We start from the raw sequence: 11242 nt of genomic DNA on the forward strand, positions 1-11242 counted from the left end.
CAACCGCTAGCCCCCAAAAGGAACTAGCGGTTGTTCATAATCTCTCAGAAACCGTTCACTCTTCCACCGGCTTCTGCTCATCTGTTAATGTATCAATTTTAGTAATTTGAAGTTTGTCTTTACCAGCAGTTTTCACATGGTAAATTCGTTCTTTTTTGAACTGCGTGCTCGCGTCATATGAATTAGTGAACGTGTACACTTCGTTTGTATAAATGCTGTAGGTTCCGTCATCATGTGACTCTGTTTTTGTCACTAAAAATTGATCGTTAGCAAACGATACGTTTTTTCCGGCAAGTGATGTGATATAGCTTTTTAGCTGTTTATAAACTGGCTGACCCGAGTCAATATAAGGCGCCATCCCACTAAAGTCTCCGCTGTTTAAACTTGAAAAGTAAGCAGCTTTATAGGAGATAAAAAAGTTTTCAAGATCCGTTTTACTTACGGCAGCTGGTTTAGTCTGTTCATTTTTTAACGACGTCGTGCTGGTCGTTTCTTTTATATCTGAGCTTGTTTCTGCGGTTTGATTGTCACGATTCATATATACAATCGTCAGTAACAAGACAAGGACGATAGCTCCTCCTATTAAAATAGGAAAAGTGCGCCGTGATGATTGCTGCTTTTTGAGCACGGGAAAGTCTGCGTAGGATGGCAGCGTAACAGGGTTTACCTCTACCTTTAACCGAGCTAATGGCCTTGGTATTTCCGTGCTTTTTACACTAGCAAGCGGCTGAAGTGCTAAAAATTCTTCATATGCAACAATAAACTCGTTTACTGCTATTCCTTTATACATGCCGTAAATTCGGTTCCATAGCTCTCGACATCGAGTATCCTTGATATCTTCACTCAGTTCGTTAAAAAATGGTCGTGATTTTTTAATAAAAGCCGCTAACCACGTTTGATGAACGTCGACTTTGTGGACTGCATTTAGGTCGTTAAGTGATTGCTTTAACTTGGCGTGTTCATTTGCATCGTTTTGGCTAATGACTTCCATACTACATTCCGTTTCTTTTAATATAGTAGAAAGACTCTTACTCATTTTTTCTTGCAAGGCATCAAACTGACTGCGAACATCAGGCCAGTGCAGTTCGAGTAACTGTTTTTGTGCAGTCGTGGCTTTTCGAATATTTTCATTTAGCTCATGCTGCTTTGTGCGAAAGGCGGTCGCTTTTTGTTTGGTCACCAATTTGTTTTTGCTTAGCTGATGCCATTCTTGCTTTAAACTCCTGTCTTCTTCGAGTACTGTGGCTATCGCTTGTTTTACATGTTCATGCTTTTTTTGAAAGTCAACGAACGCTGACAAATACGTATTCCAGTTTTCCTTCATTTCTTTTAACGATGACGTGTTAGCGTGTCTTTCTGTTAGTTGAAAAAAGTCGTTTCTAAACGATACCATATCCGCTTCTGAAATGAGTTCTTTTCCGAAAAGCTCTGTCACATTCCTATGTATGTTTGTTAACTGTTCAATCTGTCTCATATTGCTTTGACGCTTTTTTATGTACTCCGGGTAGTCGCTTGAAAGAAACGTCACCATTGTATATTCACTGTTGTTCATGTTGTACTCTGTACGTTCTTTTTCCAGTTCTTCATACACTTTCTGCAGATGACGTTCTACTATGGAGAGAAATTTTTCTTTATCCATCCCCTCTACTTCTCCTTTTAGCATGTTTAAAGATTCCGTTTCTCCGATAAGAAATGTTTTTTCTTTATATAGCTGTATCCATGCTTCTAGCAGCTGCGCTGCTGATTTATTCCAGTGGCTTGTATTCATCGTTTGCTTCACCTGTTGTTTTTATTTTTATCCTTTTTCAACTATACAGGAATTTAACAGAAATTCTATTACAGTTTTATTACTCTTGAAAAATCAGGTTCAAGCTTTCTAGAGCCGCTTCTAGCGTTTGTTTGTCTCCTTGATCGTAGCTGTGTGCTACAAGCACTACAGTTGTAAATACAGCTTTCCATTTTGCCAGTCTGTGCGTTTCTTCGTCTACTTTTCCGTATTCTTTAAAAAAACATGCTCTTCCTTTAGGAGGTAAAAAGCTGTAGGCAATCGCTAGGTCAACTGCCGGGTGACCAATATGAACATCTCCCCAGTCAATGATGCCTGAAACCATATTGGTTTGATCAACAATCATGTTTTTAATATGAAGATCTCCGTGAACTAGTACATGTTTTTCTTGATAGTGAATTTCTTGTATGTCATTTACATAGTCTTCAAGAATCTCTTGTTTTGAATAAAGATTACGCTCCTTCATTTGCTTGACATACTTTTCTAACGCCGGCTTTCGCTTCATCATATCCAATCTATTTAATTCATCAAATGGAACAGCAAGCTCTTGCGCTTTTGAATATGGATAGTGATGCAGCGTGCGAAGAAACCTTGCTAGTACAGAAGCGGATTGTATGCGTTCTTCTTCTGTTAATCGTGCAGGTGGAGTTCCTTGCACGTAGTGATAGCCCATAAACGGCCAAGGATAGACTGCATTCGGCTTACCGAAAAAAATGGGTTCGGCAATGGATAGCGGCAGCTGAGAAGCAAGGCTTGGTAAAAGCCGATTTTCCGTTTTTAGTAGTCTCACTGCGAGTTCTCGTCTAGGAAACCGGAAAACAAAGCGGTCGTTTACTTGATAAACCGTATTGTCAAAGCCGTAGCCAAGCAGCGAAATTGTAGCGGGCGCAAGTTCTGGAAACTGCGTCTCGATTAGCGTTTTGGCAAGCGGTGCTGATACAATTTGTTCTGCATCCCATGCATTTGGCACTGTGATCACCTTTCTTTAACGTGAAGTTTGTATGTTATGTAAAAGTATATTATAAATGATTTTGACCATAAAAACCCTCTGACGCAAAGCCAGAGGGTTTCACTGAATATATAAATAAGATAGGATGCCTTAGAACGGCACACTACGCCTCTAAGTTAGTAGCCTACGGTACGTTTACTACTTAATACGTACACCAAAATACCTCATCGACCGTTTCTTCAACATGCTCCATCTTAATAAAGTTCAATAAAAGATCCGTTTGGTCATTTCCTGTATACTCATCTTGATCAACATTATAAAATTGAATAAGCTCGACCTTGTACATACCGTTTTTAATATCAATTCTATACTTAGAACAGTTCGCATCAGGCACTAACTGATCTTCAAATTGGGCGGCCATCGTAAGGCAGTCATAATCTACGAGATAAAGCTGATGATTGGTTACATTTATATAACCTGTTGCTTTCCTAAAGTATGTATCTATATCCGACTCTCTTCCAATCTTCACTTCTACGTTCCAAGAGTGTTCAATTCCTTCTTCTGTCATTTGACATACTAGAATATTTCTCTTTTTCATTCCACTGCCGAAGTGATTCAGAAGCTGGTCTAGCTCCCAATCCTCATCGACAAATGATTGGTACTCTTTTGCGTTTGCCACTCCGATAAAATTGGTATCGCCAAAATCCATAGAAAATTTCACTTTATCTCCTCCGAACTTTTGAGTAATTTTTATGATCCATTAACATATATCCGCAAACTTCTTACACGCTTTCTCTAACTCTTCTTTTTTAGCAAGCTGACAAACCCACTCTTCAGGGATACCATCCAGCTCATAATATACTCCTGCCATAGTACCCGTAATAAAGCCAATTGTATCTGTGTCTTCTCCTAAATTCACAGCGGTAAGTACAGCTTCTTTGTAGTCATCACTTTGCAGAAAAGACCAAAGAGATGCTTCTAGCGAGCTGACGACGTATCCAGTTGACCCGATTTCATTTCTCGCTGCGTGTGGCAAGCTTAGGTTTAACACTCGTTCATACGCAGAAAACTCTGCTTCATACTCCGTACCTGTTAACTGCTTTTGACAGAGATTTACCGCTTTTTCATATGCTTCAAAAGGCTCGTCGCCGTGAAGGAGACGAATAAGCAGCTCCACGTATATAATGCAGCCAAGCGTAGAGCGCACATGGCGGTGCGTGACGTGCGCAATTCTTTCTATTTCTTCTTTTCTTTTTGTAAAGCTAGGTTCATCACATAATGTAAAAGCAAGCGGGGCAATACGCATAAGCGCTCCGTTTCCGTTGTCGTATTCAGCGCTTCCTCCCCACTCTTCTTTAGGAAGCCCGCTTTTATAGCGACGAATCGCTTCGCTTGTTGCGATGCCAATATCAAACATTTCTCCGTACGGCGTCCAGTAGCCGTCCGACCAATAGTTCGCAAACTTTTGCATTAAATCATATTCATCTTGTTTTTTTAGTAGATTATCAATCAAGCACATCGTTAAAGACGTATCATCTGACCACGTTCCTTCAGGCTGGTTATACGTACCGTAGCCGGTCATAGTTGTGATCCGAAATGAATCGCGTTTTTTAAACTCAACTGGAACGCCTAAAGCGTCTCCGACAGCTCCTCCTAGAATTGTAGAAAGGACTTTTTTATGTAGCGTCATATGATCAACTCCTTTCTATCATTGTAATTGTTTGATTTTGGAATTTGCAAGAGATCTCTTGCCTAGATGCTTTTTCTTCTTTATAAAATAGGAAGAAATATAAAGACATTCCTTCGTACTTCTCTAAAAACAATTGACCAACAAGAACAAACGTTCTATAGTAAATATATGGAGGTGAAAACGATGCGACCTGAACTTACAAAAGATTTACTTATCAAAGACTTTACCGATTTTTACTGGCTCAAAACCGAGCTGCAGCAATTTTGCCGAGAAAACAACATGAGCCCGTCTGGATCTAAAATGGAACTTTCAAAAAGAATTGAAGTGTTATTAACGACCGGTGACACTCAACAAATAACAACGCGACCTAAAAGACGCTCGTCCTCTAAAACACAAGCGCCGCTAACATTAGATACCGCCATTGGGGAAAATCACCGCTGCAGTCAAAAAGTACGGACTTTTTTTAAAGACGCCATTCATCCTACGTTTCATTTTTCCACATATATTCAAAACTACTTTAAAGAAAATGTAGGGAAAACCTATCGAGATGTGGTAAAAGCGTGGCATGAAGAAGAAAAACGAAAAAAGCAGCCTTCTTATCAAAAAGAAATTGCGCCTCAGTTTGAGTACAACCGCTTTATTCGCGATTTTTTTAAGGATCCGAAAAACAATGGAAAAAGCCGCGATGATGCAATTGCAGCGTGGAAGCATTTGAAACTTCAGCCTGGAAGCAATCAATACCGCTCTTAACTCAAACTCTACATATAAAGACCATTAAAACACCACCTCAAGAAAAGGTGGTGTTTGTGCACGCCTGTAGATTTCTTCACATACGCATGTGCTGTTTGTTGCGGCGTAAAATCTTTAGCTATAAACGGACTCTTTTTTAATTAAACCAAGCGTCTGTGAAGTAGACGCATGAATTTCGTTAAAGAAGTCTGGATGATCAACTAACGACATGCCATAGGAAGGAATCATTTTTTTTATTTTTGGCTCCCACTTGTTCATGTTTTCTGGGAAGCATTTTTCCAATACTTCAAGCATAACGTGAACCGCCGTTGATGCACCAGGCGAAGCGCCAAGAAGTGCAGCAACAGAACCATCAGCGGCACTTACAACTTCTGTACCAAACTGAAGCGTTCCTTTTCCTCCGGCTTCCGTGTCTTTGATTACTTGCACACGCTGGCCTGCTACAACAATATCCCAGTCTTCGCTTTTCGCGTTTGGGATAAACTCACGCAGTTCTTCGACACGTTTTTCATTTGATAACAGCACTTGCTGAATTAAATATTTTGTTAACGCCATTTCTTTGACGCCTGCTGCTAGCATGGTTAAAATATTATTCGGCTTTACAGAACTGATTAAGTCCAGGTTTGAACCTGTTTTTAAGAACTTCGGTGAAAAGCCGGCAAACGGGCCAAACAACAGCGTCTTTTTGTTGTCAATATAGCGTGTATCAAGGTGCGGAACTGACATTGGCGGAGCTCCGACTTTGGCTTTTCCGTATACTTTACCGTGGTGCTGCGCAATCACTTCAGGGTTATTGCATACCATAAATAATCCGCTTACCGGGAAGCCTCCAATATGCTTGGATTCAGGAATACCTGTTTTTTGAAGTAAAGGCAAGCTTCCGCCTCCACCACCGATAAAGATGAACTTTGCCGTGTGGTATTCAACTTTGCCGCTGTCTACATCTGCGACTTTTACTTCCCACATACCGTCACTTTTACGTTTAATATCTTTTACACTTCGTTTGTAATGAACGTGAACCCCTTTATTCTTCAGGTGGTCAAACAACATGCGTGTTAAAGCACCGAAGTTTACGTCTGTTCCCGAATCAATTTTAGTTGCGGCAATCGGTTCATTTGACGTGCGCCCCTTCATGATTAACGGAATCCATTCTTTTAGTTTGTCAGGACTGTCGGAATACTCCATTCCTTGAAACAACGGATTGTTTGACAGCGCTTCAAAACGCTTTTTCAGAAACGATACATTTTTTTCCCCTTGTACCAAACTCATATGCGGAATTGGCATGATAAAATCTTGCGGATTGCGAATCAACTTGCTGCTTACCAGATAAGACCAAAACTGTCTTGACAGCTGAAACTGCTCGTTAATTCGGATCGCTTTCGTTATATCTATAGATCCATCAGCTTTTTCTGATGTATAGTTTAGTTCGCACAGCGCAGAATGGCCCGTCCCTGCATTATTCCATTCGTTCGAGCTTTCTTCCCCTGCGTCTGCGAGTTTTTCAAATACTTTAATGTCCCATTCAGGTGCTAACTCTTTGAGTAATGATCCCAAAGTTGCGCTCATGACTCCGGCACCAATTAAGATAACGTCTGTTTTTTTCTGTACGTTGCTCATTATAACCTTCCTCATCCCCTATATTTGTAAAAAGATGTAGGCGCTCCTGCTTACGTAGTAAAAAAATTCAGGTGCGACCTAAGAACACACCTTTTTCTGTCTCACTTATAACTATATCACAGTATAATTGTCTGATGATTATAAACTATTCAAAAATGATAAAAAAGTGAGAAAATCGCCCACAAATTCCAAAAAACTTATTAAATTCCGTCTGCATTTTCTTTTATTAGGAAACTTTTATACCTACTTCTAAGTGGCAAAGCATTGATTAATGAAATAACAAACTATTCCAAAAATTCAGCTTAAAAACCAAAATAACTGTCTTGAAAATTTCACCTACTATAACTATACTCATTTGAAAGAACAAACAGCACTATAATTAGAAATGCCTTCATTCTTTTTGACTAGTTATACGTAGACGTATATATATGTATATGTATAGAGCACCGGCTCGTCCAGGTGCATATTTAGAAAAATAAGTATATATTGCAATGGCTAATTTTCAGCTCATATTGCAAGTTACAATATCTATGTCATATAACATACCATGAAATAAGTGAATAAGTAAATGATTATTCAGAAATTTATGTTATAAAACCTAACATGTATGTTGACTTTTACATAGGACATAGTTATTGATAAAGAGTAGCACCTTACATGCTTCTCTTATTTCAAAGTTGTTTAGTTAAATCGTTCATGCGTCGTGGTTATTATTAGCTTCCACCAAAATAAGCCACACTTAGCACGTGACTTGTTTTGGTTCTTATTGAGCTTGGTTGAATATTCTCTCGTGTAAACGTCCAAATACCACGATTTTTACCAAAACCGCTAAATTCAAACTTAAAATCGCCTTCTTTTAGTATATCAAACATTGCAATACCGCTTTGTTTTTCTCCTGGTGAAATATTTCCGTTCAAATGATTCTCTGTGGCACCAGAAACAACCTTGGCATTGTCCATATTCATCTAAATAAATTATTCTATCTATCGTGCGCTCTGAATGCAAATACAAAGTTTTTTTGTTCTTATACTTATGCCTTTTTTAATAAATTCTTATGGTGTACCTATTAAACCAGGATTTATTTGTTCAATCCTTGCCCAGTCAAATAAACACGTAATAGACATTCTATTAGTACATTGAATTTTTATAGATCCCCCTTCCCCAATATCTTCAATTTCGAATTCCTCAATTTCATTAATAGTTCCAAATGAATTGATTTCCAATTCTTTCACACCCAAAAATGACATTTCAATATATACTATGTCCCATTCCCCCCACCGTTTAGGCTTATTTTTTACAATCTCTTTAGTAGATAATTGAATAAATAATGTCGGACCATCTCTTTTTATTTGAACACTCAATAATTCAGAATTGTTAAACATTGGCATCCTACCAAAAATGCCTGTAACTGCTTGAGGGTTCATTATCCTACTCGAGTTAATCATATATACACTCCTCTATTTCTATTAATACGTTGTCTATCTCTTACACGCTTTATAATTAATCAAGACTATATCTCTGATATAAATACAATACATATCTACATGAAATATATAACCTATTTTTTATTTCTTTTATTAAAATAATAATGATCCTCCATTCCTTCTACTTTACCAGTTCTTGTATTCTCTGGAGGCCTTACATTGTAATGAGATGGCTGATCACCAATCCCCCCTTCTCCAAACTTATGACCTGCTGAATGATCCTGTATTATTACTGTTTGACCATTTATTTCGTATGTCAATTCTCTTGTCATTACAGGCTGTTTCATCTCATTTAATATTCTATTTCCTGCTCCATCAGTTAAAGGAACCATCTTTTGACTTATAGGATGTTGTGTCCTTGGTATACCTAACTGTTTTTTTATTTCATTTAGACTAGCATTTCTATATTCTTTAAAATTCCCATCTGATTTTTCAGGATTACCCCTACCCTTACCACCTGGCTTTTCCACTTTCTCCAACGCATTCGACTGCCCTTTTGAAACACGTCCAATCTTATACGTCGTTAACCCATTTAACGCTTCACCAAAGGTCTTTCCAGGTAAAGCCTTTCCTATCCCTACCAGTTGAGGTTGAGGACGTAAAGTCGGTATCTCAGCATCTAGTAAAGATTGAAGCTGCTTCTGAACAGGTTCATACACCTTCTTCGACCAATTGCTTGCTGCTTGTGCGCTAAATCATTTGTTCAAGACCTACTTCATTTATTACGTTCACTTGTTTTTCTTTTCTTGTCAAGGTTAGTTAAATCCAGGCTTACTCCTAGTTAGCTACTCTCATTACTTCTTGATCACTACATCTATTCTTCTTTGGATACCTTTTTATCGAATCCAACTTTATAAAAAAACCTTGAAAGGCGTTTAGCCAATCAAGGTAGTAATAAGAAATGTTAACATAAATATTTTTCTTGTCTATGTTCGTAAAATCTCATTTCCCAGCATGAATTTCATAATTTTTTCTTTTATGAAAATTTCAGCAAACCATTCATCCATCCTAAAGTGGAAGAACCGTCTCTTCCTAATTAACACTATTCAAACATTACACCAAAACTAACATTTTCAAAATTCAAATATGCGTTGCAAATATCAGAAGTATAATAGGGTTCAAGTTCTCGAATTTTTCTTGAAGTAATAAACAATCCAAATCCTGATATATCGTTACAATTTTTTTCAAATACTTAGATTTCCGTATCTGTTTCATCATTAGCTACAATTATTTCCATATTTTGGTTAACTAATTGAATAACCTTTTCATGAATCTTAATCAACTTATCAATTTCTATGTATATATTTCCCTTTAGAAATTCTATGTCAATTATATCAAAATCAGTTTCATAATATTTACGATCATCATATTTATAGCTATTTACTTCTATATTTTTATCATATTGTTTCTTAAATATATTGCAAATCACTTCAATATCTTCTTTCTTTAATTCATGTTCTGAGAGAAGGGTATTAACTAACCTCACTATTTTACAACTCCTTTCTCAATTAAATATTTGTATTGTGAATCACTTAATTTGAAAACTGTATTCATAGTTCCATCTAAGTTAATACAAGTCCATTGTTTAGTAGTTTCGTTGTAAATATGCGTTCCTTCAACGTTTCTATATTTACCTTGTTTTTGAACTCCAGTATCAATCAGCTCTGAAACATCGTTTTTGAATAATTCCACACTAGATTTGCTACCATCAGGATAACTTCCAAAATCATTTCTGTGTTTACTGAAAGCTTTATCTATTGAACTTTGTTTGAATACAACATCATCAGCATTGTTGACAAATTTAACCGTACCCTTAGAAACAGCCGCCTGATCATGTCCCCCTTCAACACCCGCATTACCACCAGGCCTTTCCACTTTCTCCACAGCTTCTGACTCACCCTTGGAAACATCTTTAACCTTATGCTTGGTTACGGTCTTTTCTGCTTTGTTTACACGAAGTACGTATTCTGCTCCTTCGCTTCCGTATTTCACCACTTTCCCTGGCACCCTCGCAAAGCCGCTAAAGACAATTCCTGCTCCAGAAACAGAATGGTCAAAATGAGAGAGTTCATCGCCAGTAACAGGGTCGTACCTACTTCCTATCCACCTTTTACATTGGAAATCAAAGGCACCATATCTAATGCAAAAGAAACAGTTCCTAGACCGTCCTTTTGTTGCTTTTTGGCTTCCTCCTCATATACACTTCTTGCAATTTCAGGCTTTTTATCATTCGTATATATCTATAATAGATGAATAGATGCTTATTTAATTTTAATTTCACTATATATGGGATTTAAGTGATGCAGCTAACTTTTATGACAAAGAAATTTTAAAAAAACTTATAAAAAAACAAATAAACCTTGAAAGGCCTATAGCCAATCAAGGAATAATTTAAAAATCATTTTTTGTTTCTATAAATTCATCATGTAAAAGTCTGATGCGATTTCACTCCAGTAAGTTCAATCAATAATACGGAACTATAAAAAATCATACTAAGGATTTCATCACAAAAGAACTGTTTCAAATGCATCACCTAACAGGGAATCAAAATTTTCAAATGACTGAATTAAAGTTCCTGAAGGTTTATCGAGTTCAACATATAAACTCTCTGTTAAATCATAACAGTACCATGCTGTATCAGAATCCCCCAAAAATATATATTGCTTTTGCCAACCATTTTCGTACCAAAGCTCGTTTGCTTCAATAAAACCATAAATGTCTTCATCTACTTCCTTATCTAGTAAAGCTTTATCAACACCATATATTACTAAACCATTAAAATCTAATCCATTTACATTTTTCAAAAATTCAATATATGATTCGGGTAATGTCATACTCCCTAATTTCTCTTGAATATTATGATTTAATTTCATAATATCTCTATCTGATGCTGGACTTCTAAGTGAACTTCCGTATTTTTCTTCAACCTTTTCTATTTCCCTCAACAAATCTTTCCACTCGGGCAT

Annotated in this window: 12 protein-coding genes; 1 reads left to right on the forward strand and 11 read right to left on the reverse strand. The window is 37.2% G+C overall.

Annotated elements, in window-relative coordinates; genetic code table 11:
* Window positions 1-55 precede the first annotated feature (55 nt).
* The 4 genes from ACH0CI_RS21765 to ACH0CI_RS21780 form a co-directional block, all read right to left on the reverse strand.
* The gene (locus ACH0CI_RS21765; protein WP_406902257.1) at window positions 56-1768 is read right to left on the reverse strand and encodes a TcaA NTF2-like domain-containing protein; all 1713 of its coding nucleotides are present in this window, start codon (window positions 1766-1768) and stop codon (window positions 56-58) included.
* A 79-nt stretch (window positions 1769-1847) separates the two neighbouring features.
* Window positions 1848-2756, reverse strand: coding sequence for a phosphotransferase (locus ACH0CI_RS21770; RefSeq protein WP_335388414.1), 909 nt, complete (start codon window positions 2754-2756; stop codon window positions 1848-1850).
* A 181-nt stretch (window positions 2757-2937) separates the two neighbouring features.
* Window positions 2938-3444 (reverse strand): hypothetical protein, encoded by a 507-nt coding sequence (locus ACH0CI_RS21775; protein WP_335388435.1) that lies wholly within the window; start codon window positions 3442-3444, stop codon window positions 2938-2940.
* 51 nt (window positions 3445-3495) lie between these two features.
* The gene (locus tag ACH0CI_RS21780; RefSeq protein ID WP_335388412.1) at window positions 3496-4425 is read right to left on the reverse strand and encodes an ADP-ribosylglycohydrolase family protein; all 930 of its coding nucleotides are present in this window, start codon (window positions 4423-4425) and stop codon (window positions 3496-3498) included.
* A 183-nt stretch (window positions 4426-4608) separates the two neighbouring features.
* On the opposite strand from ACH0CI_RS21780, the gene ACH0CI_RS21785 reads away from it, so the two are divergent.
* Window positions 4609-5175 (forward strand): DUF6434 domain-containing protein, encoded by a 567-nt coding sequence (locus ACH0CI_RS21785; protein WP_335388410.1) that lies wholly within the window; start codon window positions 4609-4611, stop codon window positions 5173-5175.
* A 114-nt stretch (window positions 5176-5289) separates the two neighbouring features.
* Here the strand turns inward: ACH0CI_RS21785 and ACH0CI_RS21790 are convergent, their stop codons facing one another.
* The 7 genes from ACH0CI_RS21790 to ACH0CI_RS21820 form a co-directional block, all read right to left on the reverse strand.
* Window positions 5290-6792, reverse strand: coding sequence for a malate:quinone oxidoreductase (locus ACH0CI_RS21790; protein ID WP_335388407.1), 1503 nt, complete (start codon window positions 6790-6792; stop codon window positions 5290-5292).
* Window positions 6793-7505: 713 nt separating this feature from the next.
* Entirely contained in the window at window positions 7506-7757 is a 252-nt protein-coding gene (locus ACH0CI_RS21795; RefSeq protein ID WP_335388404.1) for a hypothetical protein, read from the reverse strand.
* An 87-nt stretch (window positions 7758-7844) separates the two neighbouring features.
* Window positions 7845-8237, reverse strand: coding sequence for an immunity 50 family protein (locus ACH0CI_RS21800; protein ID WP_043983075.1), 393 nt, complete (start codon window positions 8235-8237; stop codon window positions 7845-7847).
* 113 nt (window positions 8238-8350) lie between these two features.
* Window positions 8351-8935 (reverse strand): HNH/endonuclease VII fold putative polymorphic toxin, encoded by a 585-nt coding sequence (locus ACH0CI_RS21805; protein ID WP_322552136.1) that lies wholly within the window; start codon window positions 8933-8935, stop codon window positions 8351-8353.
* Window positions 8936-9468: 533 nt separating this feature from the next.
* A complete protein-coding gene (locus ACH0CI_RS21810; RefSeq protein WP_406902258.1) occupies window positions 9469-9762 on the reverse strand; it encodes a hypothetical protein in 294 nt (97 codons plus the stop codon).
* The gene (locus tag ACH0CI_RS21815; protein ID WP_043983079.1) at window positions 9762-10271 is read right to left on the reverse strand and encodes a colicin D domain-containing protein; all 510 of its coding nucleotides are present in this window, start codon (window positions 10269-10271) and stop codon (window positions 9762-9764) included. Before ACH0CI_RS21815 ends, ACH0CI_RS21810 begins: the two co-directional genes overlap by 1 nt.
* A 509-nt stretch (window positions 10272-10780) precedes the next feature.
* Window positions 10781-11242 (reverse strand): YrhA family protein, encoded by a 462-nt coding sequence (locus tag ACH0CI_RS21820; protein ID WP_043983082.1) that lies wholly within the window; start codon window positions 11240-11242, stop codon window positions 10781-10783.

This window comes from Priestia sp. 179-F W1.4 NHS (assembly GCF_045369295.1).
Lineage (GTDB): Bacteria > Bacillota > Bacilli > Bacillales > Bacillaceae_H > Priestia > Priestia zanthoxyli.